At 70.7% G+C, this 25,437-nt stretch carries 31 protein-coding genes; 14 read left to right on the top strand and 17 right to left on the bottom strand.

Features of this window, described 5'->3' with window-relative positions:
* Positions 1 to 318: 318 nt before the first annotated feature.
* The 6 genes from OL358_RS08940 to OL358_RS08915 all read left to right on the top strand — a co-directional run bounded on the left by OL358_RS08940 (position 319) and on the right by OL358_RS08915 (position 3,901).
* Positions 319 to 1,110: a winged helix-turn-helix domain-containing protein gene (locus OL358_RS08940; protein WP_264709631.1), complete on the top strand. Its 792-nt coding sequence runs from the start codon at positions 319 to 321 to the stop codon at positions 1,108 to 1,110.
* Between the two features lie 189 nt (positions 1,111 to 1,299).
* Complete coding sequence (locus OL358_RS08935; protein WP_264709630.1) at positions 1,300 to 2,280, top strand: DNA-3-methyladenine glycosylase family protein; 981 nt, start codon at positions 1,300 to 1,302, stop codon at positions 2,278 to 2,280.
* A gap of 211 nt (positions 2,281 to 2,491) precedes the next feature.
* A complete protein-coding gene (locus OL358_RS08930; protein WP_264709629.1) occupies positions 2,492 to 2,869 on the top strand; it encodes an STAS/SEC14 domain-containing protein in 378 nt (125 codons plus the stop codon).
* Between the two features lie 96 nt (positions 2,870 to 2,965).
* Positions 2,966 to 3,382, top strand: coding sequence for a VOC family protein (locus OL358_RS08925; RefSeq protein ID WP_264709628.1), 417 nt, complete (start codon positions 2,966 to 2,968; stop codon positions 3,380 to 3,382).
* A 47-nt stretch (positions 3,383 to 3,429) separates the two neighbouring features.
* Positions 3,430 to 3,654, top strand: coding sequence for a hypothetical protein (locus tag OL358_RS08920; protein WP_264709627.1), 225 nt, complete (start codon positions 3,430 to 3,432; stop codon positions 3,652 to 3,654).
* Between the two features lie 61 nt (positions 3,655 to 3,715).
* Positions 3,716 to 3,901 (top strand): DUF1918 domain-containing protein, encoded by a 186-nt coding sequence (locus tag OL358_RS08915; protein WP_264709626.1) that lies wholly within the window; start codon positions 3,716 to 3,718, stop codon positions 3,899 to 3,901.
* Positions 3,902 to 3,915: 14 nt separating this feature from the next.
* On the opposite strand, the gene sigJ is transcribed toward OL358_RS08915, so the two are convergent.
* Positions 3,916 to 4,800 carry an RNA polymerase sigma factor SigJ gene (gene sigJ / locus OL358_RS08910; protein ID WP_264709625.1) on the bottom strand — a complete coding sequence of 295 codons (885 nt, stop codon included), beginning with the start codon at positions 4,798 to 4,800 and terminating at the stop codon, positions 3,916 to 3,918.
* Positions 4,801 to 4,921: 121 nt separating this feature from the next.
* On the opposite strand from sigJ, the gene OL358_RS08905 reads away from it, so the two are divergent.
* A complete protein-coding gene (locus tag OL358_RS08905) occupies positions 4,922 to 5,662 on the top strand; it encodes an SDR family oxidoreductase (protein ID WP_264709624.1) in 741 nt (246 codons plus the stop codon).
* Between the two features lie 76 nt (positions 5,663 to 5,738).
* Here the strand turns inward: OL358_RS08905 and OL358_RS08900 are convergent, their stop codons facing one another.
* The 3 genes from OL358_RS08900 to OL358_RS08890 form a co-directional block, all read right to left on the bottom strand.
* A complete protein-coding gene (locus OL358_RS08900; protein ID WP_264709623.1) occupies positions 5,739 to 6,572 on the bottom strand; it encodes an aldo/keto reductase in 834 nt (277 codons plus the stop codon).
* Positions 6,573 to 6,624: 52 nt separating this feature from the next.
* Positions 6,625 to 7,317 carry a M23 family metallopeptidase gene (locus tag OL358_RS08895; protein ID WP_264709622.1) on the bottom strand — a complete coding sequence of 231 codons (693 nt, stop codon included), beginning with the start codon at positions 7,315 to 7,317 and terminating at the stop codon, positions 6,625 to 6,627.
* 76 nt (positions 7,318 to 7,393) lie between these two features.
* On the bottom strand, positions 7,394 to 8,461 hold the full coding sequence (locus OL358_RS08890) for a class I SAM-dependent methyltransferase (RefSeq protein ID WP_264709621.1): 1,068 nt from the start codon (positions 8,459 to 8,461) through the stop codon (positions 7,394 to 7,396).
* A 126-nt stretch (positions 8,462 to 8,587) separates the two neighbouring features.
* On the opposite strand from OL358_RS08890, the gene OL358_RS08885 reads away from it, so the two are divergent.
* Positions 8,588 to 9,598, top strand: a complete 1,011-nt coding sequence (locus tag OL358_RS08885; RefSeq protein WP_264709620.1) for a GlxA family transcriptional regulator — start codon at positions 8,588 to 8,590, stop codon at positions 9,596 to 9,598.
* A 55-nt stretch (positions 9,599 to 9,653) separates the two neighbouring features.
* Positions 9,654 to 10,487 (top strand): esterase/lipase family protein, encoded by an 834-nt coding sequence (locus OL358_RS08880; protein ID WP_264709619.1) that lies wholly within the window; start codon positions 9,654 to 9,656, stop codon positions 10,485 to 10,487.
* A gap of 15 nt (positions 10,488 to 10,502) precedes the next feature.
* Here OL358_RS08880 and OL358_RS08875 read toward each other — a convergent pair whose 3' ends face one another.
* From OL358_RS08875 to OL358_RS08845, 7 genes are all read right to left on the bottom strand, one after another.
* Positions 10,503 to 10,970, bottom strand: coding sequence for a GNAT family N-acetyltransferase (locus OL358_RS08875; RefSeq protein ID WP_264709618.1), 468 nt, complete (start codon positions 10,968 to 10,970; stop codon positions 10,503 to 10,505).
* Entirely contained in the window at positions 10,967 to 11,323 is a 357-nt protein-coding gene (locus OL358_RS08870) for an HNH endonuclease (RefSeq protein WP_264709617.1), read from the bottom strand. The genes OL358_RS08875 and OL358_RS08870 overlap by 4 nt, the downstream gene beginning before the upstream one ends.
* A gap of 69 nt (positions 11,324 to 11,392) precedes the next feature.
* The gene (locus OL358_RS08865) at positions 11,393 to 12,115 is read right to left on the bottom strand and encodes a signal peptidase I (protein WP_264709616.1); all 723 of its coding nucleotides are present in this window, start codon (positions 12,113 to 12,115) and stop codon (positions 11,393 to 11,395) included.
* Positions 12,112 to 12,996 (bottom strand): hypothetical protein, encoded by an 885-nt coding sequence (locus tag OL358_RS08860; RefSeq protein ID WP_264709615.1) that lies wholly within the window; start codon positions 12,994 to 12,996, stop codon positions 12,112 to 12,114. The genes OL358_RS08865 and OL358_RS08860 overlap by 4 nt, the downstream gene beginning before the upstream one ends.
* A 46-nt stretch (positions 12,997 to 13,042) precedes the next feature.
* Entirely contained in the window at positions 13,043 to 13,594 is a 552-nt protein-coding gene (locus tag OL358_RS08855) for a hypothetical protein (protein ID WP_264709614.1), read from the bottom strand.
* Between the two features lie 95 nt (positions 13,595 to 13,689).
* Complete coding sequence (locus tag OL358_RS08850) at positions 13,690 to 14,247, bottom strand: alternate-type signal peptide domain-containing protein (protein ID WP_264709613.1); 558 nt, start codon at positions 14,245 to 14,247, stop codon at positions 13,690 to 13,692.
* Positions 14,248 to 14,737: 490 nt separating this feature from the next.
* Entirely contained in the window at positions 14,738 to 16,534 is a 1,797-nt protein-coding gene (locus tag OL358_RS08845; protein ID WP_264709612.1) for a DUF2207 domain-containing protein, read from the bottom strand.
* Between the two features lie 43 nt (positions 16,535 to 16,577).
* Here OL358_RS08845 and OL358_RS08840 point away from each other — a divergent pair, with 43 nt between their 5' ends.
* The gene (locus OL358_RS08840) at positions 16,578 to 17,018 is read left to right on the top strand and encodes a MarR family winged helix-turn-helix transcriptional regulator (RefSeq protein ID WP_264709611.1); all 441 of its coding nucleotides are present in this window, start codon (positions 16,578 to 16,580) and stop codon (positions 17,016 to 17,018) included.
* A 195-nt stretch (positions 17,019 to 17,213) separates the two neighbouring features.
* On the opposite strand, the gene OL358_RS08835 is transcribed toward OL358_RS08840, so the two are convergent.
* The 6 genes from OL358_RS08835 to OL358_RS08810 all read right to left on the bottom strand — a co-directional run bounded on the left by OL358_RS08835 (position 17,214) and on the right by OL358_RS08810 (position 22,340).
* The gene (locus OL358_RS08835; protein WP_264709610.1) at positions 17,214 to 17,948 is read right to left on the bottom strand and encodes an ABC transporter permease; all 735 of its coding nucleotides are present in this window, start codon (positions 17,946 to 17,948) and stop codon (positions 17,214 to 17,216) included.
* Positions 17,945 to 18,724, bottom strand: coding sequence for an ABC transporter ATP-binding protein (locus OL358_RS08830; protein WP_264709609.1), 780 nt, complete (start codon positions 18,722 to 18,724; stop codon positions 17,945 to 17,947). The genes OL358_RS08835 and OL358_RS08830 overlap by 4 nt, the downstream gene beginning before the upstream one ends.
* A 47-nt stretch (positions 18,725 to 18,771) precedes the next feature.
* Positions 18,772 to 19,380 carry a TetR family transcriptional regulator gene (locus tag OL358_RS08825; protein WP_264709608.1) on the bottom strand — a complete coding sequence of 203 codons (609 nt, stop codon included), beginning with the start codon at positions 19,378 to 19,380 and terminating at the stop codon, positions 18,772 to 18,774.
* A gap of 42 nt (positions 19,381 to 19,422) precedes the next feature.
* Positions 19,423 to 21,024 carry an L-serine ammonia-lyase, iron-sulfur-dependent, subunit alpha gene (locus OL358_RS08820; RefSeq protein WP_264709607.1) on the bottom strand — a complete coding sequence of 534 codons (1,602 nt, stop codon included), beginning with the start codon at positions 21,022 to 21,024 and terminating at the stop codon, positions 19,423 to 19,425.
* A 114-nt stretch (positions 21,025 to 21,138) separates the two neighbouring features.
* Entirely contained in the window at positions 21,139 to 21,939 is an 801-nt protein-coding gene (locus OL358_RS08815; RefSeq protein WP_264709606.1) for an alpha/beta fold hydrolase, read from the bottom strand.
* A 35-nt stretch (positions 21,940 to 21,974) separates the two neighbouring features.
* The gene (locus OL358_RS08810) at positions 21,975 to 22,340 is read right to left on the bottom strand and encodes a VOC family protein (RefSeq protein ID WP_264709605.1); all 366 of its coding nucleotides are present in this window, start codon (positions 22,338 to 22,340) and stop codon (positions 21,975 to 21,977) included.
* 42 nt (positions 22,341 to 22,382) lie between these two features.
* On the opposite strand from OL358_RS08810, the gene OL358_RS08805 reads away from it, so the two are divergent.
* The 4 genes from OL358_RS08805 to OL358_RS08790 all read left to right on the top strand — a co-directional run bounded on the left by OL358_RS08805 (position 22,383) and on the right by OL358_RS08790 (position 25,309).
* Positions 22,383 to 22,649: a hypothetical protein gene (locus tag OL358_RS08805; RefSeq protein WP_264709604.1), complete on the top strand. Its 267-nt coding sequence runs from the start codon at positions 22,383 to 22,385 to the stop codon at positions 22,647 to 22,649.
* A 251-nt stretch (positions 22,650 to 22,900) separates the two neighbouring features.
* Entirely contained in the window at positions 22,901 to 24,097 is a 1,197-nt protein-coding gene (gene dinB, locus OL358_RS08800; RefSeq protein WP_264709603.1) for a DNA polymerase IV, read from the top strand.
* 150 nt (positions 24,098 to 24,247) lie between these two features.
* Entirely contained in the window at positions 24,248 to 24,703 is a 456-nt protein-coding gene (locus OL358_RS08795) for a hypothetical protein (RefSeq protein WP_264709602.1), read from the top strand.
* Between the two features lie 6 nt (positions 24,704 to 24,709).
* The gene (locus OL358_RS08790) at positions 24,710 to 25,309 is read left to right on the top strand and encodes a hypothetical protein (protein WP_264709601.1); all 600 of its coding nucleotides are present in this window, start codon (positions 24,710 to 24,712) and stop codon (positions 25,307 to 25,309) included.
* The last annotated feature ends 128 nt before the right edge of the window (positions 25,310 to 25,437 follow it).

Raw genomic sequence — 25,437 nt, 5'->3', positions numbered from 1 at the left:
ATCGGCCACATGACTGACAACGCACGCTACCTGTCCGCCTGGGAGGCGAACGGAGCTGCCGGCATGATGATGGCCGGCCGCGTTGCCATGTGTTGTCGAATGTGCCACTAGCACGGTGACCCCCGCCGGACCCGCACGCCGCTTCTGAAACAACGGCCTGGCGAGTCCCCCGAAGCACCGGAACCACGCGTCGATCACGCGCGACCGGATGCCTCGCTCAACGCCCGACGACGGGCACAGCCCTCACCGGGCACACGCACATCCGAGTCCCTTCCTGCCGTCCCTCGGCCCGGGCTCCCTCCCGCTAGGACCATCATCATGTCGACCACCGCCCTCCTCGAGCGTCCCACCACCACCACCACCACCACCGACTCCCCCGTGCGCCACCTCCGCGCCGTCATCAGCCCCGCTCCGGCCGTCGCCGCCCCGGCGCCCGCCGCGCAGGCGCCCGCCGCGCAGGCGCCCGCCGCGCAGGCGCCCGCCGCGCAGCGCCACCTGCCGGCCGGCACCGCACCGCGCGGCTTCGCCCTCTACGTCGGGATCGACGAGGCGAAGGCCGCGGCATCCGGCGTCAGCCTCGGCGTGCTCGTCGACGCCCTGCGCCGCACGCTCGGCGAGCTCGCACCCGGTGCGGAGACGTATGCCACCGTCGCCCTCGCCCCCGTCGGATCCGGCGGTCGCGACGTCGACGTCGTGCGCCTCGCGCTGCACGAGCCCTCGGCCATCGCCCGCACCAAGCAGGAGGAGCCCGAAGACGAGGACCGCGCCGGCGGCGGCGTGGTCGTCGACATCTCGCGCAAGCGCGTGCTCATCGACGGGGACTCCGCCGCGTTCACCTTCAAGGAGTTCGAGCTGCTCCAGTACCTGGTGCTGCGCGAGGGCCGCACGATCGAGCGCACCGAGCTGGTGACGTCGCTGTGGCAGGGCGCCACCGAGGAGGAGGCACCGGGCGAGCGCACGATCGACGTGCACGTGCGCCGCCTGCGCGCGAAGCTCGGCCGCTACGAGGACATCGTCCGCACCGTGCGCGGGGTCGGCTACCGCTTCGACCGTCACGCCGACGTCGTCATCCGCTACGGCCACGGCACCCCCTCGCCCGACCGCTTCTGACCCGCCGCGTCGGTCTCCTCCGCTTCGAGCGGCGCATAACTCCTGCACTTCCGTCGCCGTGGCGTGCCGGAGGCGCGCCAGGGCGCGGCTCGGGGTCGTGCTCCTGCACCATGTGCAGGAGTTATGCGCCCGGACGGCTTCCGACTCGGTCCACGCCGGATGTCGGAGGCGGGGGCGTATCGTCGTGGCATGACCTTCGTCGCGCCGGCCCGCCGCACCATCGGCGCCGTGCGCGACACCCGGCCGGCGCACGAGCGACCGCTCGAGACCGAGTACCGGCCGCGGCATCCGCTCGATCTGGCACGGACCGTCCTCGTGCAGCGGCGCGGCGCGAACGACCCGTCGATGACCGTCGCCGGGTCGGTGATCTGGCGTACCAGTCGCACGCCGGAGGGCATCGCGACCCTCGCAGTCCGCGAGACGCAGCCCGGTGTCGTGCGCGGCGCCGCGTGGGGGCCGGGCCGCGAGTGGGCGCTCGATCAGCTCCCGGCGCTGTGCGGGGCCGGCGACGACCCGTCCGAGTTCGATGCGGCGCGGCATCCGCTCATCGCCGCGGCCCATCGCCGGAACCCCGGTCTTCGGCTCGGCGCCACCGGCCTCGTCTTCGACGCACTCGCCTCGGCGATCTTCGAGCAGAAGATCACCGGCCTGCAGGCCTTCGCCGCGTGGCGCCGGATCCTCACGTGGTACGGCGAGCGCGCACCCGGCCCGACCCCGCGCCCGATGTTCGCACCGCCGACGATCGACGGCTGGCAGCGCGTGCCGTCGTGGGGGTGGCATCGCGCGGGCCTCGAGCCTCCGCAGTCGAAGACCGTCGTGCGCGCCGCGCGTCGCGGCGACGCGATCGCGCGGGCCGTTCTCGCGGCGGACGACGGTGAAGCGGTCGACCGCGTGCTGGTGAGCCAGCCGGGCGTCGGCGCGTGGACCTCGGCCGAGACGCGCATCCGCGCCCTGGGAGACCCCGATGCCGTGAGCGTCGGCGACTTCCACCTCGCGCACGAGGTGGGCTACGCGCTCACCGGCGCGCGCGTCGAGGACGACGACATGCTGCGACTCCTCGCGCCGTGGGCGGGCCAGCGGCAGCGGGTGATCCGGCTGATCTACGCCAGCGGCGTGCACGAGCCCCGCCGCGCTCCGCGACTGCACCCCGAGGACCACCGCGACCGCTGACCCGCGTCGGTGCGCGAAGGTCGCCGTATCGCGCACGTCGCGGGTTCCCGCACCCGCGTCGGTGCGCGAAGGTCGCCTTATCGCGCACCCCGCGGAGTCCGCGCGACGCGGCGATTCCCGTCATCGGACGGATGCCGCGCGCCCGCGAATCCGCCTGCCCCGATCGGCGTGCCGCGCGGGCGGCCCTCACACGGCACGCCAGGATGAGCGCATGATCGAGACGATGCACGGCCTGCCCGACGGCGTCCTCGGGTTCCGCGCGGTGGGCGCCGTCGACGCCGCCGACTACGAGAGCGTGCTCGACCCGGCGATCGACGCCGCCGTCGATGCCGGGCAGAAGGTGAATCTCGTGTTCGTGCTCGGCGAGGAGTTCGAGCGCTACTCGCTCGGCGCGCTGTGGAAGGACGCCGAGCTCGAGGGCAAGCCGGCGCACATATGGGGCCGGATCGCCCTCGTGACGGACCATTCCGTCATCGCGGAGATCATCCACGGCGTCTCCTTCCTGTTCCCGTGCGAGCTGCGCATCTTCGGCGTGGACGCCGTCGACGACGCCGTCGCCTGGGCGGCGGAGGGGCCGCGCGAGGACTGATCGCCGGCACTGGCGGATGTCGGAGGCGGGGAGCACACTGGATCCCGCCACGCGGCCGGGCGCGGCATCCGCTGTCCTCGTCTCCAGGAGAACCACATGCCCAGCCTCAACCCCTACCTCTCGTTCCAGAACCAGGCTCGCGAGGCGATGACGTTCTATCAGTCGGTGTTCGGCGGCGAGCTCGACGTCTCGACCTTCGGGCAGTTCGAGGGCATGGTGCAGGACCCGGCAGAGAACGATCTCGTGATGCACGCGCAGCTCACGACCCCCGACGGGTTCGTGCTGATGGGCGCCGACACACCGACGGGCATGGAGTACCGCCGGCCGGCGGGCATCTCGGTGTCGGTCAGCGGCGACGACGAGGCCGCGCTGCAGGGCTGGTGGGACGCCCTCTCCGACGGCGGCACCACGGTGATGCCGTTCGACACCCCACCGTGGGGCGGCCGTTTCGGCATGCTCACCGACCGCTTCGGCATCGATTGGATGCTGGCGCTCAACGCGACTCCGGAGTGACAGCGCCGGGGCGCGGCGGCCGACAGGTCCGGCTCTAGGCTGTCCCCATGACCACACCTCGCAAACGCTGGACGCGCGGCCACTCGGGCTGGGCGGTCGGCACCGTGCTCATCTTCACACTGGGCATCGTGTTCGGAATGATCTGGGGCCAGCCCCTCGTCGGCATCTTTCTCGCCTTCGCCGTGTCGATCGGATGGCTCATCGCCTACGAGTCCTGGCGCGGTCGCAGCGTCGGCATCGACAACCGCGACGACGACGGCGCACAGCTGTAGCAGCATCCGTCTTCCGCCCCTCGCCCGCGAGTCGTATCGTGAGCGCCAGGAGGTGATCCGAATGCGAGCCAGCGTCGGCGACCGCGTGATCATCCACGGGCGCATCGTCGGATCGGCCGAGCGCGCCGGCGAGGTCATCGAGGTGCGAGGTGACGAGGACGCTCCCCTGCTCGTCGTGCGGTACGACGACGGCCACGAGGCGATTCTGTCGCCGGGGAGCGACTGCGAGATCCGGCACGAGACCTGAAGAGGGGCGTCGGCTCACTCCCGCCACAGCGTGAGCTTGTCGGGATTGCGCACGATGTAGACGTCGGTGACGCGCTGCCCCGAGACGGAGAGCGAGAGCACGGCGTCCGCTCTGCCGTCGACGGTCACGAGGAACCCCAGGCCGTCCGCGGTGACGGTCGGCTCGACTCGAGCCTCCGGCAGCAGGTGCGGGAGTCCGAGCAGGAAGCGCGCGACACGGTCCGCTCCGAACACCGGGCGTCGCGCCGCAGAGACGTGGCCGCCGCCGTCGGCGCGCAGCACCACGTCGGGGTCGAGCACGGCCACGAGCGCCGCGAGGTCTCCGGTCGCGGTGGCCGTCGCGAACGCCTGCGCGACGGCATCGTGCTCCTCGCGGGAAGCCGCGCCCGCGCGGCGCTCGCGCACGCGACGCCGAGCCTGCGAGGCGAGCTGGCGCGCAGCATCCGGTGTCCGCCCCACCGTTTCGGCGATCTCGGCGAAGGGCACGCCGAACACGTCGTGCAGCACGAACGCCACGCGCTCCGCCGGTGTGAGCGACTCCAGCACGACCAGCAGGGCCGTCGAGACCGAGTCGTCGAGGGTGACCTGATCGAGCGGGCCGAGGGGGACGGATGCCGCGATCGGCGACTCCCCCGGCACGGGCTCGGGGAGCCACTCGCCGACGTAGCGCTCCCGCCGCGCGCGTGCCGAGCCGAGCAGGTCGAGGCAGACGCGGCCGGCGACGCGGGTGAGCCACGCGGCCGGGTTGCGGATCTCGGAGCGCTCCGCCTCCGTGAGCCGGTACCAGCGCACATACGTCTCCTGCACGGCGTCCTCGGCGTCGGCCACCGTTCCGAGCATCCGGTACGCGAGCGCGAGCAGGTTCCGCCGCTCGCGCGCGAGCAGCTCGACGTCGTCCATTGCCACCTCCTGCAGGTTCGACGATGCGGCGCCGGTGAATGTGAGACGATCCCTCACATTCTGGCGCGCTGCGTCGTCGGAGATTCGAGGGGCGGAGGGACCGCCCGCGAAAGGACGCTCCATGAAGATCGCGATCGCCGGCGGAACCGGCACGGTCGGCCGCCCCACGGTCGACGCCGTGCGCGCCGCGGGGCACGAGCCCGTCGTGCTCACGCGCAGCGAGGGGATCGACCTCCTCACCGGGAAGGGACTCGACGCGGCGCTCGAGGGAGTGGACGCGGTGATCGACACCGCCAACGTCTCGACGCTCAAAGCCGTGACGGCGACGGAGTTCTTCACCACGGCCACCGGGAACCTCGTCGAGGCGTCCCGCCGGGCGGGTGTGCGCCACGTCGTGCTGCTCTCGATCGTCGGCATCGACCGGATGCCGTACGACTACTACGCCGGCAAGCTGGCGCAGGAGCAGGTGGTCGAGGCATCCGCTGTTCCCTGGACGATCCTGCGGGCGACGCAGTTCCACGAGTTCGCCGGGCAGGTGTACGCCCAGGCCAAGGTCGGACCGCTGCACGTCGCGCCCCGGGCGCGGGTTCAGCCGATCGCGGCGCGCGAGGTGGGCGAGCACCTCGCGGCGATCGTCGCCGGACCGGCGCAGGGCCGCGCGCGCGATCTCACCGGACCCCGCGAGGAGCGCCTCGACGAGATGGTCCGTGCGTTCGCCCGGCACACCGGTCACAGGGGCTGGATGCCGTCGATCAGCCTGCCCGGGCCGCAGATGAAGGGCATGCGCGCGGGCCTGGCCCTGCCGTCGGGCGAGGCGACGCTCGGCAGCGAGACGTTCGCCGGCTGGCTCGCGTCGCAATGACCGCGCCCCGTCCGTCGAGCCGCCAAGACACGCCGACAGGGCGGCACCACGCACGGCGTGTCTTGGCGACTGGCGGCTACATCTCCTCGTGGGTGTCGGGGTCGCCGTCCCACAGGCGGCCGCGCTCGAGCCCGGAGATCGCCGCGACCTGCTCGTCGGTCAGGCGGAACCCGAAGACGTCGGCGTTCTCTCGCTGACGATCGGGATCGGCCGACTTCGGGATCGGCGTGCTGCCGACCTGCACCTGCCATCGCAGCACGAGCTGCGTCGGCGTCACGTCGTGCACGACCGCGAGCTCCTGCAGCAGCTGCTCGGTGAGCAGCTCGCTGCGGCGGGCGAGCGGACTCCAGCTCTCGGTGCGGATGCCGCGCTCGGCGTGGAACGCACGGAGGGCGGTCTGCGGGAAGTACGGGTGCAGCTCGACCTGGTTGACCGCGGGCACGACACCGGTCTCGTCGATCAGTTCGGCGAGCATCGCCTCAGTGAAGTTCGAGACCCCGATCGATCGGACGAGGCCGCGCTCGCGCGCCTCGATCATGCCGCGCCAGGTGTCGACGTACTTTCCCACGCTCGGGTTCGGCCAGTGGATGAGCTGCAGGTCGATCCTGTCGAGCCCCAGCATCCCCAGCGATCCCTGGATGCTGTCGATGGCCTGCTCGTACCCGTGATGGCGGCCCGGGATCTTCGAGGTGACGATGAGCTCGTCGCGCTCGAGACCACTGCGTCGCACGGCCTCGCCCACCTCGCGCTCGTTCTCGTAGTTCACCGCTGTGTCGAGCAGCCGGTATCCGGTCTCGATCGCGCTGACGATCGCGGCGATGCCGTCCTCCCCGCGCAGGTTGTAGGTCCCGAGGCCGAGTTCGGGGAACGAGGTGCCGTCGTTGAGGGTCACGGTGGGGATCGAGGTCATGCTTCCATCCTGGCCCTCTCCGCGCGCGCACGGGCGGCCTCCGCCGCGACGCTCAGGCGTCGTCGACGGAGCGGAGGCGCTCGCGGGGGCCGGGGAATCCCGACTCGACGCGACTCCACCCGCCGTCTGCCCGCACGTCGTACGCGCGGAACGCGCACGCGATCCCCTTCGCGGCCATCAGGTCGGCGCTGTCCATGAGCTGGAAGTGGAGATGGGGCGAGGTCGAATTGCCTGTGTGGCCGACTCGACCGAGGACGCCGCCCACCGGCATCCGCTCGCCCGGCTGCACGGCGACCGTGCCCGGGGCGAGGTGCGCGAACCCCGCGTAGACGCCGCCGGCGCGGAGGATCACGTGGTTGCCCAGGATGGCCGCGATCTTGCCAGGACGGAACGTGAGCCCGTTCCAGATGCCGCGCGCGGCCTCACGGAACGGGTTGACCCACCCGCGCTCCGCGATGCCGTCGACAGCGGTCACGACCTCGGCATCGAACGGCGCGCAGATCTCCGCACCCCAGGCGTAGCAGTCCGCCGTCCGCCCGCCGATCGTCGACGTCACCCATGCCGATGCGGGGTGCACGTGCACGCCGGGGCGCTCGTCGACCTTCACGAAGTCGTACGCGTAGCGCTGCCCGAGGATGTCGACCCCGTGGCTGGGCACGCGGGCGACCGGCGTGGTCACCGCCACCCAGTTCTCCCCGCGCAGCGGAAAGTCGACGACGACCGGGGTTTCGAGTCCCTCGGGCACGATCCGACAGTAGACCCGCCAGGGCCCCGGCGGCAGTCGCGCGCACGCACGACCGCTGCCGGGGCCGACCGGCTGCTCAGCGCCGGGCCTCGATGATGAGATTGAACGGGGTCTCGGCGACGACCCGCACGCGGCCGAACCCGGCGGCGTGGAGCACTTCGGTGAGTCGGGCAGGGCCGGCCTGCGCGCCGAGCACGAGCTCGCCGCCGTCCGCCAGCGCGTGGGCGGTGCAGATCATGCTCGACGCGGCGTAGTACGTCTGCGCGATCATCGTGAGGTTGTCCTCGAGGCGGTCCGCCGCGTTCGGCTCGACGAGCAGGAGAGAGCCGTCGGGGGTGAGCGATCGCGCCGCGTGCCGCAGGGCGCCGAGAGGGTCGCCCATGTCGTGCAGTGCGTCGAAGAAGCAGATCAGGCCGAAGCCGGCGGGCTCGTACTCGTCTGCGCGGGCCTGCTCGAACACCACCCTCTCTTCGACGCCGGCCGTGCGGGCGTTCCGCCGGGCCTCCGAGACCGAGGGCCCGTGGCTGTCGAACCCGTAGAAGCGGGACTGCGGGAAGGCCTCGGCCATCATCACGGTGGTGTGCCCGTGTCCTGCTCCGATGTCGGCGACGGCGATGCCGCGATCGAGCGACTCGACCACGCCCTCGAGCGCCGGCAGCCACTGCGACGTCAGGGCGGCGCGGTAGCCGTTGCGGTAGAACGCGGCGGTTCCGTGAGCCAGTCGCGGGTCGTGGTCGCCCCACGCGATTCCCTCGCCGGTGCGGAAGGCGTGCAGCGCCTTGGACTCGTCCGACCACATCGCCGCGGGCACGTTCCATGCCGGGGGCAGGTACACGGGGCTCTCCTCGTTCGCCAGCACGAGCTCCTGCTCGGGCGTCAGCGCGAAGGTCCGCGTCGAGGCCTCGTACGCGAGGTACCCGGCGGCGGCCTGCGATGCCGCCCAGTCCCGCACGTAGCGCTCGGCGCAATCCGTACGCGCCGCGAGCTGGGTCGAGGTCAGCGGTCCGTCGTCGGCCAGCACCCGGTAGAAGCCGAGCCTGGCTCCCAGGCTCACCATGACGCCGAGGTACCCCGCGCCCAGGTCGTCCACGGCCTTCAGGACGAACGCCTGCAGCGCCGTCTCGTCCACGGTTGTCGTTCTCATGTCCGGTCCTTCCTTGTCCATTCGTTCGTTGTGATTCCATGCTCCGGATGCCGCGCCCGGCCGTTCAGAGGCATCCGGACCCTCGTTCGGTCCATTCGTGCCACGATGTGCTCTCAGGAGGATGTGATGGCCGCACAGAGGCCGCTGACGGTGAGCGTGGTCGCCCTGCCCGATACGGGTGTGGCCACGATGTTCGGTGTGCTGGACGTGCTGAACTCATTCGAGCTCATGCGGATCGGCGAGGGACCGGCTCCGTTCCGCGCGCAGATCGTCGGAGAGCGGGAGGGGCCGCTGATGGGCGTCAGCGGCGTGCCCGTGCCGGTGGCGCGGAGCATCGCCGACATCCCGGCGACCGACATCGTGATCGTGCCCTCGATCGTGCTCGGCCCCGCGGGGTGGAAGCGCGGCCGTTACCCGGAGCTCGTCGAATGGGCGGCGCGGATGCATGATCAGGGCGCCCTGCTGTGCTCAGCCTGCTCGGGCATCTTCCTGCTGGCCGAGACCGGGCTCTTCGACGACCGCGACGTCACCGTCCACTACGACTACGCCCGCCACCTCGAAGCCTCCAGTCCCGCGGTGCGGGTGCATCCCGAGCGCGCGCTGATGGTCACCGGCACGCGGGACGAGCTCATCACATCCGGCGCGTCCACGACCTGGCACGACCTCGTGCTGTACCTGACCGGTCGGTTCGCAGGCGCAGCAGTGGCGCAGGAGGCCGCACGCATGTTCGCGCTCCAATGGCACCAGGACGGTCTCGCGCCGTACATGGTCTTCGAGGGCCGCACCGGACACGGCGACGCGGTCGTCGACGACGCGCAGGACTGGCTGCGGGCGCATTACTCGGTGGCGACACCGGTCGAGCAGCTCGTCGCGCGGTCGGGGCTGGCCGGGCGCACGTTCAAGCGCCGGTTCACCGAGGCGACCGGTGTCAGCCCGCTGGCCTACGTGCAGCGCGTGCGGGTCGAGGAGGCCAAGCGCCGCCTCGAGCGCACCGAGGACTCGGTCGAGGCGGTGGGCTGGTCCGTCGGCTACGAGGATCCGGCCTTCTTCCGCCGGCTCTTCAAGCGCGTGACGGGACTGAGTCCCGCGGCCTACCGCCGCCGGTTCCGGGTCCCCGCTGTAACGACGACGGGCTGAGGCCGGCGTCGTCCGGCGAGCCGGTCTCGTGCGGTCGCGCCATAGACTCTCCGCCATGACCCTCGCCGGCCCCGAACCCGACGGCGGCAGGCCGTGGAGCCTGAAGCGCGCACTGTGGTGGACCACCGACTACATCTACGCCGCCCGGCGTCAGCTCGCGATCCTGGGCCTGCCCTGGGCCGTCGGACGCCGCCGCCCGACACCGCCGAGGTGGCGGACGGGCACCGACGGTCTTCCCGAGGTCGTGCTGCTCCCCGGCGTGTACGAGCACTGGACCTTTCTCAAGCCGCTGGGCGACTCGCTCGCGGCGGCGGGACACCGCGTGCGCGTCGTGCACGGCCTGGGCGTCAATCGCCGAGCGATCGCCGAGACCGCCGATCGACTCACGCGTGTCCTCGCAGATCTCCCGTCCGCCCCGGCCGGGCGCGTGCTCGTCGCCCACAGCAAGGGCGGGCTCATCGGCAAGCACGTGCTGGTCACGACGGGCGCGGCGACCGCCGCCGCGGCGGAGGCCTCGGTCGGCGGAGACCCGGCCGCGGCCGCCGCGGCCGCGGCTCCCGACGCCGGGCGCCCGCCGCTCGGCCTGCTCGGGCTCGTCGCCGTGGCCACGCCGTTCGGCGGCGCGCGCCGCGCTCGGCTGTTCTTCGTGCCCAGCATCCGGGCCTTCCTCCCCGGGAACGAGACGATCGTCATGCTCGGTCGCGAGACGTCGGTCAACGGACGGATCGTGTCGGTGTTCGGACCCTACGACCCCCATATTCCGGAGGGCAGTGCGCTCGACGGCGCCACCAACGTCGTGGTCCCCGCGCCCGGTCATTTCCGCGTGCTCGCCTCTCCCAGGACGCACGCCGCGGTGCTCGAGGGTATCGGTCTGCTCACGGCCCGCTGACGTGCGCCGTCGCGGTCAGTCCGCAGCCGGCGCGGGACGCCAGACGAGCGTGTGACCGGTGGCTTGGAACGACTCGTTCCCGGCGAGCTTGCCTGTCGTCGTGGATTCCCACGCGAAGCCGACGGCCTCATAGAAAGCGCGGGCGCTGTTGCCCTCCAGCACCTCGAGCTCGACGGGTCCGGTCGCGCGATCCAGCACGTGCTGGACGAGCGCGCGGCCCACGCCCCGACGGTAGAGCGCCGGGTCGACGTACGCCCATGTGATCTCCTCGGACGACCCGGCGATGAAGCCCGAGACGCGTCCGTCGACCTCGGCGACCCACACCTCATCGTCGAAGAGACCCTCGTTCTCGTACGTCGCCTCGAGATCGAGGTACGCCTCGAGCAGCCCGGCGCCGCCGAGCTCGTCGAGGCGGGCGGCGTCGTGGATGCGCCGGATGTCGTCCCAATCGCGGGACTCGTACGGGCGAACGGTGATGGTCACGCGGGGCCTCCCGTCGACCGCCAGGCTCCCAGGATCTCGACGTGCCGCAGCAGGAAGGCCCGCTCGTCGAGTCGCTTGCGCCGCAGCCACGCGGTGACCTCGTCGTTGCTCTTGCTCGCGTTGCACGACCGGCAGGCGGGCACGACGTTGTCGAAGGTGTATCGACCGCCGCGCGAGATCGGCAGCACGCAGTCCTTCTGCAGCGGTCCGGCGATCGAGCCGCAGTACGCGCACGCCCCCCAGGCCTCGACGATCGACTCCCACTCATCGAGGGTCAGGTCGTTGTCGGCGGCGGCGACGCGTCGAGCGCGTCGACGGCCGGCGCGCGCTCGGCGGGTGTTGCTGAGCGGCATGCCGCGAGCGTAACCGCAGAGAAGGACGACCAGCGGATGCCGCGCCCCGGCCCGTCCGGTCGTCGGGCCTCAGTCCTTCGCGGCGGAGTCGTCTTCCGGTGCCGGGTTCGCCGAGTCCTGGGCGTCCCGAGCGAGCGCAGCCTTCGCACGCCGGCGGTCGCGGAATCCCAGGGAGATGGTGACGATGCCGTAGACGAAGAGCCCTCCGACCACGATGGGCAGGGCCAGCGCGCGCGCCTGACCGGTGACCACGTTGTTGATCCAGCCGATGTAGGGCACCGAGTACCAGAGCTTGCCCACGATCTGCACGGACCGTACCGGCTCGGGATCGTCGCCGTCGTTGGCGTCGCCGCGGGTCGTGAAGATCCGGCCGCCCTCGGCATCCGTCCCCACGGCCACGACGCGATGCGTCACGACCTCGGGCTTGCCCGACTCGAGCTGATACGTGATCACGTCGCCGAGGTTGATCTCGGAGGCATCGACCGGCTTGACGACGACGAGCGTGCCCGGCGGGTACTGCGGAGCCATCGACCCGGTCAGGATCGTGTAGGGCTTCGCGCCCGTGACGAGCGGCACCACGACCACGACCAGGGCCAGCAGCGTGACCGCCACGAGGAGCACCCACGACACCGCCCGGAAGATCATGCGGGGGATCGAGACGCGGTCCTCGTCGCCGTCGCGACGGGCATCGGCACGAGACGCCGGGGTCTCGGCATCCGTCATCGCGGTGTCCTCTTCGTCGACGATTCTCTCCTGCGGCTGAGCGTAGCCGTCCACCACTCCCCCGGTCATGCGCAGATCAGGCTCTTGGTGAAGAAGATCCACAGGACGTACGAGGAGCGGAACGTCAGGTTCGCGACCGCGACCACCGCGCCCGACGAGTTCTTGACGGTGACGTACGTCTCCGCGGTCTCCGTACCCGACGTGGCGGGATTGGTGAGCGTCAAGGTCGTGCGCGCGTTGGCGGCGACCGTGCCGGTGAACGTCGCGCCGGTGTCGTTGCGCACGACGGTGTACGTGCCGGCCGGCACCTGAGCCGGGAGCGTGAGGGTGGCGTTGCTGCCGCTGTTGGTGCATGCAGCCCAGCCGGTGCTTGCGACCGTCAGCGCCGCCGACTCCGCATCGGTCCAGTTGCGCTGCGCCGCCGTCGCCGTGGTCGTCAGGGTGAGGCTGGGCGCCGGGGCGGGCTGGCCCGAGGGCGTCTGGGTGTCGGTGTCGGTGATGTCGACCTTCACGCACGCGTAGATCGTGGCGGCCGGCGCGACGGTGGCGGTCGACGACCACGACGAGGCGCCGAGGGCGCTCTGCGGCGTGACCGACGTGTAGGTCGCGTCGTTCTGGCAGGCGCTGGAGGCCGAGTTGAACGCGACCTGCGCGGTGGCGACGGCTGCGGCGCCGAATCCGGAGGATGCCGCCAGCGACACGGTCTGCCCGCTCCACGGAGTCGCGCCGTTGTTGGTCAGGGGTGCGGCGTAGTACTGCGTGCCCTCCCAGCCGGTGAAGCTCGCCGATGACGGAGCCACCGCGTACGGAGCGATCGAGAACGTGCTCGCCTGCGCCGTGACCGCGAGCTGGGTCGAGACCACCCAGTACGCGACGGCGGCGAGCGGCGTGACGACGACGAGCGCCACCGCAGCGACCAGCGCTGTGATGATCTTGGCTCGCTTCGTCATGATGTGCTTTCGTCTCGCTGCGGGGAATCGGGAGGTATCGGGACGGTCAGGGGGCGACCTGGGTGCCGGTGACCGTGATGCTCACGGCGGCCGACTGACCCTGGGTGCCGTTCGGAGTGTTCACGCCCAGACTCTGCCACACGCACAGCGTGCGGGTCGCGCCGATCGCGATCGTGGTCGGGACGGAGGTCGTGAGGCCGGCCGTGGTGCCCTGCCACCGGCCGGAGTCGGTGGGCCAGGTTCCGGGCGGGGTCGCGGCGCAGGCACCGGTCTGGACGCTCGTGGTGAGCACGACGCTCGAGGCGAGGTTGCCGGTGGCGGTGAAGCCGGAGGTCAGCGTGAGGGCGACATCGCCGCCGTTCGTGATGGACCGCGACGCGATGAGCTGCGCGGGTCCGCCGGGGTACACCCCGGAGTTCGAGCCGCCGGTTCCCGAGATGGTGAGGGCGGCCTGTCCGGTCGAGACCGAGACCGCCTGGGTCTGCTTGCTCGAGACGAAGTAGCTCAGGGTGCCCGGTGCGAGCACCACGGCGATGGCGACGATGCCGGCGATCAGTCCGGCGACTCCGAGGGGAGCTCCCGTCTTCTTGCGCGACATCCGTCTGCCTCTTTCGAGTGGTGGTTCGAGTGCGGGTGGGTGAAGGAGCCGGGTGGATCGGGTTCCACCCGGCTCCTTCAGTCAGAGGGCCAGCGTCAGGGGGTCGCGCCGTTGGCGGTCTGCGTGACGGTGACGGTGGTGGCGCCGAGGTTCCAGTTCTGGTTCATCGTCGCGGCAGCGGTGTCGTTGGTGGCGTTGGCGCCGAAGGGCCAGGTCAGCGTGAACACGAGCGAGCCGTTGGCGGTGCCCTGGGCGACGGTGAACGTCGTGCCCGAGATGGCCACGCTGTTGTAGGTGCTGCCCGTGGTGGCCGCGGTCAGGTGAGCGGGAACGCTGGAGAAGCCGCCCCACGCGATCGAGCCGCTCGCAGTGAGGTTGGTGCCGGCGGCGACGGTCTGGAACGGAACCGTGTAGATGACCTGGTCGCCGGGGACCATCTTGAAGGTGCTGATGTTCGCGATCGGCGTCGTGGTGGTGCCGCGCTTGACCTGCCAGGTCGGGTTCGAGCCGACGGTGATGCCGAGCTCGCCGGTCTGGACGACAGCGGAGCTCGTCGACGCGGTGCCCTGCCAGTAGGCCATCGATCCGCCGCCGCCGAGGAGCAGTGCGATACCGGCTGCGATGGCGATCGTGCCCTTCATGGACTTCTTCATGACTTTCCCCTATCAGTTGGCGGGTCTGGGGCCCGCTGGTCTGTCGGCTCTGCGGTGTGCTTTGCCTGATGAGAACAGCCTGGAAGACCGAACTTGCGGTTCTCACGGGGGATGCGCAACGTTTCCGCAAGGAATCCACGAGGCTCCGACGAACCGCAGGATTGGGCACTGTGCCGGCTCAGTTCCGCCTTTGGACGGCTGGTTGCGGCCGGGGGAACGGGGGTTTTTCTGGTGTTCAGAGGGTCGAGTCGGGGGTGTGAAGCGGCCTCAGCGGTGCCGCTGCGAAGAAATCACAAAAAGATAACGCCACACCCTTGTCGTCGTTATCTCTCCGTTATAGAGTGCTTGCACGGTAGTTGTTTTGCTGTGGCAGCTACCGGAATGTGATTGCAGGACACTCTTGGTGCAAGGGACAAGGGCCGGTCGGGAGCCTCTCCGACCGGCCCTTACTCTTGCCGTCGTTCTGCGCGGATCGCGGACGCACGCGGAATCACACCCCGCCGCCACCGCCTCCGCCACCACCACCGCCGGCGGATCCGCCGCCGCCCGAGCCGCCCGACGTCGACGAGGATGACGCGGTGCTCGCCGACAGCGTCGAGATCCCCGACGAGAACGACGACGCATCGAATCCGCCCGACCCGGCGTACCAGACCGGTGACGCGCCCGGACCGTAGAGCACCGCGAGCTCCCTCGCCCAGTCCTTCTCCTGCCCGAACACCACGGCGTACGGCAGCAGCGTCTCGTAGAGGCGCAGCACCGAGCCGCGGTCGGTGGTGTCGATCTGCACGCGCTCCGCACCCTGCGGCGACTGGAGCATGCGGATGCGGTCCGCCTCGGCCCACTCGATGAACTCCTTGAGCCCCAGCAGGTGGTCACGCGTCTCTGCGCCGAGTGCGGTCAGCGGCTTGCGTGCCACGAGTCCGCCGATCACGATCGTGGCCGGCACCGCACCCACGATCAGCAGGATCGGCACGAGCGGATTCACCATGCCGTCGAGGGCCGCGAAACCGGTCAGGAAGATCAGCACGGCGGCGCCGATCGCCGCGAGCAGCGGCAGCACTCGCACGCGTGCCGGCACCTCGCGGCGCAGGCGCCGGTTCACCAGCTCCTGGTTCGCGGCCTTCAGGATCGACTGCGCCGCCGACGAGAAGCGCGTATCGGTGCGACCGAACTCGAACTCTTCGCCCGGCACGCCGTCCGGGAACAGGCCTTCGAGCAGCATCCGCCCGTCACCGTCGGCCTTCGACGGATCGACGAGCTGCGCCTTCAGCTTCACCCCGCCCCAGAACTTGTGCTCGCCTTCGACGATGCGCAGGCTCCCGACGACCGCCTGTTCGAGCACCTCGGCGGGGATGGCCTTGGTCGTGAGCCCGAGCATGACGGCGCCCTCGAGCGCATCGACCATGCGCGGCGGCGTGTACTCGGCGATGATCACGGGGCGGCCCGGTTCGTCTCGCAGGTGGCGCCTGCGCACGACGAGCGCCCACACGAACGCGCCGACCATGCCCAGCGCCGACAGCGACTGCAGCCACCCCCACGGCGACGCGAGGTACGACGCGTCGAACTCCTCGAAGGTCGCGGGATCGAACCCGATCGCGAGCGTCATCGTCTGGTACGGGAGCACGGGACCCGCGGATGCCTCGACGGCGGCGCCGACGGTCGCGATGGCGCACGTGTCGGTCGAGCCCTCGTATCCGACGTAGCACGCCTGTGCACCGGTGAGACCGTCGGCGACCTCGGGCGCCATCGTCACGCGCGCGGTGACGCGACCGAACGGCTGCTGCCACTCGGTGCCGTTGACGTTCCAGTAGAACTCGTCGACGCCGGTGTCCTCGAAATGGCGCACGACGTTCTCGAGCGTGTAGGTGAACACGTACGTCTGCCGGCCGTGGACGAAGTCGCCCGCGCGTGAGGTCATGATGTAGTAGTCGTCGTCCGACTCGGTCTCCGCCTCGCGGGGGTTCCCGTCCCCGTCGGTGATCGACACCAGGTGCGGGCGCAGCGGAGCGCCGAGGTACGAGTCGGGGATCCGTCGCTGCATGCCGCGGTTCTGATCGAACTCCGGGAAGACGGCGACGAACGTCTCGATCACGGTGAGCGTGCTGGTGCCGTCGTCCGCTCGCCCGAGTTCGTACACGACGTCGAGGCTCTCGAACTCGAAGTCGTTCACATCGGCGAGGGCGCGCGGCATCCCTCCCCACAGCACCGACCCGAGCGCCAGCATCACCGCGAAGGCGATCACCGTGAGCGTGCGGGCGCGCGCGGCAACGGACGAGACTGTCCCCATGCGCCCAGCCTAAAGGGTCGCCTTTGGCCCTACTCTTGTCGCTATGACGGATCGACGCCTCGCCATCGACGCGTGGGAAAGCCTGTTCCGCGCGCAGCACGAGGTCTTCGACGACATCAACGACGACTTCGACGAAGACACGCTCAGCCAGGCCGAGTACGACGTGCTCCTCACGGTGACGCGCGGCGAAGGCATGACCGCGCGCCTGCGCGACGTCACCGCCAACATGCTCATCAGCCAGCCGAGCGTCTCACGCCTCGTCGATCGCATGGCGGTCCGCGGTCTGATCGCCAAGTGCGCGGATCCCGATGACGGGCGCGGCTCACTCGTGCGGGCGACGGATGCCGGAGCCGCCCTCTTCCGTCGGCTGGCGAGTGCGCACGGACGAGCGATCGCGGCGCGCATGTCGCTGCTCAGCGACGACGAACTCACCCAGCTGCGCGATCTCACCGCGAAGCTGCGCAACAAGCAGCCCGGCTGCTGACCCCGCACCCTGCCCCGCCCGCTGCCCCGCCCGCTGCTCCGCCCGCTGCTCCGCCCGCTGCTCCGCCCGCTGCTCCGCCCGCCGCTCCGCCCGCTGCTCCGCAGTCAGGACACGCCGCGCTCCGGGACGAACCACGACAAGAAGTGACTGCGGAGTCGACGGCGCGGCGTCGACGGCGCGGAGTCGAGGGCGCGGTCAGGGAGTGCGGCGGCGAAGGGTGAGCGCGGCGAGGATCAGGGATCCCAGCAGGAACGCCGCCACGATCAAGAGCGGGCCGTACACGTCCCACCCCTCATCGCCCGCCGTGACGGCGTTGATCGCGTCGATCGCGTAGCTCAGCGGAAGGAAGTCGCTGATCACCTCGAGCGCGGCGGGCATCTCGTCACGCGGCATGAAGAGGCCGCCGAGCAGGATCTGCGGGAAGACGATGAGCGGCATGAACTGCACGGCCTGGAACTCGGTGCGCGCGAACGCGCTCGCGAGCAGGCCGAGCGCCATGCCGAGGACGGCATCCGTCACGGCGACCAGGCCGAGCTGCCACACCGGGCCCTCGGTCTCGAGGCCGCACACCCAGACGGCGAACGACACCGTGACGACCGCCTGCAGCATCGCCATGAGCCCGAACGCGATCGCGTAGCCGACGATGAAGTCGGCCTTGCCGAGCGGCGTCGTCATGAGCCGCTCGAGGGTTCCCGAGCGGCGCTCGCGGAGCGTCGTGATCGAGGTGATGAGGAACATGATGATGAAGGGGAAGAGCGCCAGGATCGGCGGCCCGTAGATGTCGAAGACCCCGTCCTGTTCGCTGAAGAGCCACGCGAACAGGCCGACGAGAAGGCTCGGCGCGACGAGCATGAGTGCGATCGAGCGCGGATCGTGGCTCAGCTGGCGCAGGATGCGTGCGGCGGTCGCGAGGGTGCGGGTGCCGTTCATTCGGGGGCCTCCTCGCGTGCCTCGCGCCGGGAGGCCGGCTTGTGCTCCGCGTCGGCGACGTCACGCTCGATGAGGGTGAGGAAGGCGGCATCCGGATCCGTCTGACCGGTGTCGGCGAGCAGGCCGGCGGGGGTCGTGTCGGCGACGATCCTGCCCGCCCGCATGAGGATGAGCCGATCGCAGCGAAGCGCCTCGTCCATGACATGACTGCTGACGACGATCGTCGCGCCGTCGGACGAGAGTCCGCGGAAGAGGTCCCACAGCTCGGCCCGCAGCACCGGGTCGAGTCCGACCGTGGGCTCGTCGAGAACGATCAGCTCGGGGCTGCCCAGCAGGGCGACCGCGAGCGACACGCGGCCCTCCTGCCCGCCGCTCAGCGACTCGACGGTCTGACGCGCCTGGCCGCTGAGCCCGACGCGCTCGATGACGCGGTCGACGTCGGAGCGGGGTGCCCCGATGATCCGCGCGAAGTAGCGGAGATTCTGCTCGATCGTCAGGTCGCCGTAGACGGACGCGGCCTGCGTGTCGTAGGCGACGCGCCGACGCTGCACTGCCGTGCCCGCCGGGTCGCCGAGCACGGTGACCGTGCCGCCGTCCACCTTCTGCACGCCGACGATCGACCGCATGAGGGTCGTCTTGCCGCACCCGGAGGGACCCATCAGCCCGGTGATCTGCCCGCGCGGGATGTCGAAGTCGAGGCTCGTGAACACCTCGGTCGTGCCCCGCTTCACGTGCAGGCCGCGGACCTCCACGGCGCTCGACGGCGATTTATTCATCACATGATGAATTATTCGCCTCGGAGGCCGCGCGGTCAAGAGCCGGATCAGCCGAACAGGTAGCGCTGCACCGTCGGCGCGACCCGGGAGACGAGATCATCGACGGATGCCTCGGCCAGCGCCGGCAGCCGCAGGACATACCGCGCGACGAGGAGCCCGGCGATCTGCGAGGCCGCGAGCGTGGCGCGAAGGTCCGCGTCGGGTGCGTCGAGCACGCGGGCGATCGGCGAGAGGAGCTCGCGCGAGAGGAACCCGGAGAGGAGCGGCGTGGTCAGCTTGTTGCCGATCGCCGAACGCAGCAGCATCACGCCGCGGCGCCGGACTTCGGGCTGCTCCCACGTCTCGAGGATGTAGCGGACGATGCTTTCTCCGACCAGCTCGCGCGGTCCCGCCAGGATCTCAGGCAGGGCCAGATCGGGGCGCATGGGCGCCCCGATCGCCTCGCCGAACAGGTCGGCCTTCGTGCCGAAGTGGTGGTGCACCAGCGCGGAGTCGACCCCCGCGCGCGCCGCGATCCCGCGGATGGTCGCGCCGTCGTACCCGGCCTCGCCGAACTCCTCCACGGCCGCGGCCATGATGCGATCCCGCGCGTCGGACTCCCCCGCGCGCGGCCGGCCGCGGCGCCGCTTGGGCGCGGGGACCACGTACTCCGCCACGCGCACAGCCTACGACCCCGGCAGCGGACCCTGCCTCGCCGGTCAGCACTCGATGACGTTGACCGCGAGGCCGCCCTCGCTGGTCTCCTTGTACTTGTGCGACATGTCGATGCCGGTCTGGCGCATCGTCTCGACCACGGTGTCGAGGCTCACGTAGTGGCTGCCGTCACCGCGCAGCGCGAGGCGCGCAGCGGTCACGGCGGTCGAGGCGGCGATCGCGTTGCGCTCGATGCACGGGATCTGCACGAGACCGCCCACGGGGTCGCACGTGAGTCCGAGATGGTGCTCCATCGCGATCTCGGCGGCGTTCTCGATCTGCCGGTTCGTGCCGCCCATCACCGCGGTGAGGCCGCCGGCCGCCATCGCGCACGCGGATCCGACCTCGGCCTGGCATCCGCCCTCAGCGCCCGAGATCGACGCGTTGGCCTTGAACAGCGAGCCGAGCGCAGTCGCCGTGAGCAGGAAGCGCCGGATGCCGCGCCTGCGGTTCGCCTCGGCGACGGATGCCTCGTCCCACGCCGTGCGTTCGTCGGCCGGCGCCGCATGTCCGTCGTAGCCGAGGAGCGCGCTGCCGACGAGCTCGCCGTACGGGGTCACGGCGTTCCCCGCGCCGAGCCCGGAATCGGCGAGGAACCGCCACCAGTACATCGCGACGGCGGGGAGGATGCCGGCCGCACCGTTCGTGGGCGCGGTCACGACCCGTCCGCCCGCGGCGTTCTCCTCGTTCACGGCGAGCGCGAACGCCCCCAGCCACTCGCCGGGCAGCTCGCGGCGCCCGTCCGCCTCCGCCTCGTCGAGCTGGGACCTGATCGACCCCGCACGGCGCTTGACCTGCAGCATCCCGGGGAGCACCCCATCGGCGTGGAGGCCGGCATCGACGCAGGCGGCCATCGCGTCCCAGATCGCGTCGAGGCCGGCGGCGATCTGTTCGTCGTCGCGCAGCGCCTCCTCGTTCATGCGGGCGAGTTCGGCGATCGTCAGGCCGTGTTCGTCGCACAGGGCGAGGAGCTCCTCGGCGCTGCCGAAGTCGAACCGGTACCCGCGTGACTGCACGCGCGGGGGCTCGCCGTCCCGGCGGATGAAGCCGCCGCCGACGGAGTAGTAGGTCTCGCGCAGGAGCAGCCCGGTGTCGTCCGCGATCGCCGGCGCGCTCACGACCGGAAGGGTCACGCCGGTCTCGCGGACCTGGCCGGCGGCGGCCGTCGTCACAGCCCCGCGTGGTCGACCGGAGTCGGGCGTCACCCAGGCCTCGAGCGTCATCGCATTGGGGTGGCCGGGCAGGCGTGTGCGCGGCTCGAAGGCGATGTCGTCCCTCGCGAACTCGATCGGGCGCGTTCCGCCGAGGGGCAGGGCACGGCCCGCGGGCCACGCCGTCCACGCCGCGCGGACCGCGTCGGGATCGACGGTCTCGGGCTCGAGGCCCATCAGTCCGGCGACGACGGCGTCGGGGGTGCCGTGCCCGATGCCGGTCGCACCGAGCGAGCCGAAGAGAGTGCAGGTCACGCGACCGACGCGATCGAGGAGACCCTCGGCGCGCAGACGGTTGACGAAGTCGAGGGCGGCCCGCATGGGACCGACCGTGTGGGAGCTCGAGGGTCCTACGCCGATGGAGAACAGCTCGAACGCCGAGACGTAGGCGCTCACGCTCCCAGGCTACGCGGTCGGTCGCTCAGATTGCGCACCGTGATCACATCGAGAGGAGCAGGATGCCGCTCCCCCGCCGCGCAGGCGAGGCAGTCTGGCGTCGCTCACCGCGGGTCAGTTCCCGGCCTCGAAGAACTCCCGCGCCACCCGGCGGAAGTCGCGCGAGCCCGGGGCGTTGAAGTGGTGCCGCCCGGGAAGCTCGGTGAAGTCGCCGTGAGGAGTCACCGCCGCGAGTGCCCGCGAGCGCTCGAGGATCGCGTCCTCGCTGCCCGTGGCGAAGAGCACGCGCTGCTGCGGCGGTCGCGCGGGATCCGGATCGGCATCGCCGAGGCGCATGCCTTCGGCGAGTGCGACGAGCGCGCGCAGATCGTTGCCGGGCACGCGCTCCGCGAGGGTCACGTAGTTGCGCGTCACCTGGTCCTCGACCGGCGTGCCGTGCTCGGCGTACGCGCGCGCCTGCTCGATCTGCAGCCGCGCGAGCGGACGGCCGTCGGGGATGCCGCCGAGCACGGCGCGCTCGACGTGCTCGGGCGCGTTCACCGCGAGCTGCCAGCCGACGCGCGCGCCCAGCGAGTAGCCCGCGTAGAGCACCGAGTCGAGCAGGTACGTGTCGAGCACGGCGACGAGGTCGGACGTCAGAGCATCCATCCCGTACGCCTCGGGCTCGTGCGGCTTGTCGCTGGCGCCGTGCCCCCGCTGGTCGACGCCGAGCACGCGGAATCCCGCACGAGTGAGATCGCGCACCCATCCGGTGTTGACCCAGTTGTCGCGGCAGCTGGAGGCGAATCCGTGAACGCACAGCACGGTCGGGGCATCGGCATCGCCCCACACGTACGTCGCGATGCGATGACCCTCCGCCGACATCACGAACTGCGGCGCGGGCATCTCGGTCAGGGCAGGGAACGCGGCATCCACCCGCCCATTCTCCTCGTTGGAGGACACCGGACGCGCTACGGGCGCTGGAAGGCGATCAGGCCGACCGTGTTGCCCTCGGAGTCGCGGATGAAAGCCTGCCACTCCTCGTGCCCCTCGGGGCCGAGGGCGTCGTCCTCGTGGGTGAAGATCACGTGCGGGTGGCTCACGACGTCGGCGAGGCCCTCGAGGCGTTCCAGAGTCTCGTGCACGTTGTCGACGTGCAGGTAGATCACCGACGACGGCGCCTTGCGATCGAGCAGCAGCCGCACGCCGTCGAGGTCGAAGAAGAGGAGTCCGGGGGGATCGAAGGTGGCCACGGGTGCGGTCTCGAGGAGCACGGTGTAGAAGTCCGCGGCCCGCTGGAGGTCCTCCGCGCGCTGCGCGATCTGCACGAGTCTCATGGGGCACATTCTCACGCGAAGCCGCCGCGGGCGCCACCGGCGATGACGCTCCGCGTCGACGTCACCCCTCTCGCGCTCGGCGGCGCGGCGGAGTATGACGGTCCTGAGGATCGATTCCCGGAGGTGGTCATGCTCTTCGCGCTCTACGCCATCCTGCTGCTGGGTGGCATGTACCTCGTCGGCGCCTCGTTCGCGTCGCCCATCGCGCCGGCCCTCGTGTTCATCGCGGGGGTGCTGTGCATCGCGGCGGCGGTCGCGGTGCCCGTCATGACGCAGCACCGCGACGCGGGGTATCACCGCCGCGAGTGAGGACGGCTCCCCGGCGGCTTGCGGGTCCCGGTGCGAGTGAGCTGGCCGGCCCGGTGCGAGTGAGCCGGCAGGCCCGGCGCATAACTCCTGCACTTTGCAGCCCCGACGCGCCGTCGCCCGCGCGGTTTCGTCGCTCGCCCGCGCGGAGGTGACGAAGGTGCAGGAGTTATGCGCCCTGGGGCCGATACACGGCCGGTGTCGTCGGTGCGTGGGACGATCCGCCCGACGGATCACCCCAGGGAGGCGCGCGCATGCGAGGCGAGGCGACGGTGCTGCACGCGGACCTCGACGCCTTCTACGCGTCGGTCGAGCAGCGCGACGATCCCGCGCTGCGCGGGCGGCCGGTCATCGTCGGCGGGGGTGTGGTGCTGGCCGCGAGCTACGAGGCGAAGGCCCGCGGCGTGCGCACCGCGATGGGGGGCAGGCAGGCGCGGGAGGTGTGCCCGGATGCTGTCATCGTGCCGCCGCGGATGGAGGCGTATTCCGAGGCGAGCAAGGCGGTGTTCGCGATCTTCCGCGACACGACTCCCCTCGTCGAGGGCATCTCGATCGACGAGGCGTTCCTCGAGGTCGGCGGGCTTCGCCGCATCGCGGGCGCTCCCGAAGAGATCGCGGCCCGGCTGCGCGCCCGCGTGCGGACGGAGGTCGGACTCGCGATCTCGGTGGGCGTCGCCCGGACCAAGTTCCTGGCCAAGGTCGCGAGCGCGGTGAGCAAGCCCGACGGGCTGCTCGTGGTCGAGCCCGAGCGCGAGGAGGAGTTCCTGCTCCCCCTGCCCGTGGAGCGACTGTGGGGCGTGGGCGCGGTCACCGCCGAGAAGCTGCACGGGCTCGGCATCCGCACGGTCGGCCAGCTGGCCGAGCTCGAGGCCGCGACGGCCGAGCGTCTGCTGGGCCGGGCCGCCGGCGCGCACCTGCACGCGCTGGCCCGGCTGCGCGACCCGCGACCGGTCGACACGACGAAGCGACGGGGCTCCATCGGTTCGCAGCGCGCGCTCGGCAACCGGCCGCGCTCGGCCGATGAGCTCGACGTGTTCCTCACGCAGATCGTCGACCGGCTCGGCCGCCGCCTGCGCGAGAAGGACCGCGTGTGCCGGACGGTGGTGCTCCGCCTTCGGTACGGCGACTACGCCAGGGCCACCCGCTCCCACAGCGTGCGGCATCCGACGGATCGGACGGCCGTGCTGCTCACGGTCGCGCGGGCACTTCTCGCAGCGGCGCTCCCGACGATCGAGGAGCGCGGCATCACGCTCATCGGCATCTCCCTGTCGGGACTCGGCCGGGTCGACAGCATCCAGCCCGAGCTTCCGATCGACTGGGACGACGGCGCCCGGCTCGACACAGTGCTGGATGCCGTGCGGGACCGATTCGGCTCGGCATCCGTCGCCCGCGCCACGCAGCTGGGGCGCGATCCGGGATGGTCCACGCCGCTGCTGCCCGAGCACGAGTGACCGAGTGGATGTCGCAGCCTCCACTGCGTGACGCGAGTTGTCCAAGCCGTAACCGATGACAGCCCCTCCTCTCGATAGCGTCGGGAACCTGTCCCGAAGGCGGTCGGAGGTGGTTACGTCGCGCCTGCCATTCACGAAAGGACCAGCAACATGACATTGGACATCGCCGAATCAACGCGCACCGATACGCAGACTCGCGCTCGGAGGCACCTGTCGAGACTAATCGCGGCCGTGCTCGCGGCGACGGCTCTGGTGCTCGGCTCAGCCCTGCCGGCATCCGCTTACCAGAACAACAGCTGGGTGATGGACCACGACTGGACGCAGTCGCACATCTACACCTACTGGAAGGACGGGACTACCTACAACACGAAGATCATGGTTCAACACATCCACAGCGCGCCCGTCTGCAACTTCAAGGCCAAGGCGTCGGGAACTCGCTCGAACGGAACGTCCTACAGCAGCACGTTCGGAGCGAACTCCGGCTGCGTTGCTCTCGTGGGTTCGAGCTCGACGACTCCGAACATCTACTTCAAGGCCGGCTCACGTCTCACTGGCCGCTTCACGGAGGGCAGCGACGCGCGTGCTCCCGTGGGAATCAACGTTTAGGAACACATGAAGATCCGATCAGCCCCTGGTTTCGCGATCACCGTACTTGCCGCGGGCCTGCTCACAGCCTGCAGCACGCAGCCCGTCGCCACCCACGACAAACTCGATCTCACGCAACTTCTCGATGACTCCAGCGAGTTCCAGAGGGACATCTTGACCGACGGGGACGTCACGGCCGCCGAATACGAGCGCGCGCTGTTGGCGCACAGCGACTGCGTCGCCGACGCGGGAGCCGTGCCTGGCGAAATCTACGAGATCGGCAACGGGGAGCTGACGTTCGATTACGAGGTGTTCGCCGCGAACGACGACGCCAGGATCGAAATCGAGACTCGCGCAGAGAAGTGCAGGCCTGAGTATTTCGAGCAGGTGGGGCTGCTCTGGGCATACCAGCAACTCCTCACGCCGGCGGAACGCGATCACGCCAGACCGAAAGTGCTCGCTTGTCTTGCGAAGACGGGCCTGACCAAGCTCCCTGACGACGCCGATCTGGAAACGGTCGTCTCCGCCATTCGGGAAGACGGCGAGGTCTCGGAAGAAGAACAAGCATGCATCAACAGCAACGTGGCGTTCTTCTCCACCTGGTCGAACGATCACGCTGAGCACTGATCGACGTCATGGTGATGTCTACCCGCACCCTCTCGAACACACTCGCGGGGTCCCTTATCGCGGCAGCGTTCGTCGTCCCGTGCGCAGCATTGGCTTTCGGTCTGTGGGTGTTGCAGGAACCCACGGCG

It is taken from the genome of Microbacterium sp. SSM24, assembly GCF_025989145.1.
GTDB lineage: Bacteria > Actinomycetota > Actinomycetes > Actinomycetales > Microbacteriaceae > Microbacterium.
This window is presented reverse-complemented; position numbering and strand designations above follow the sequence as displayed.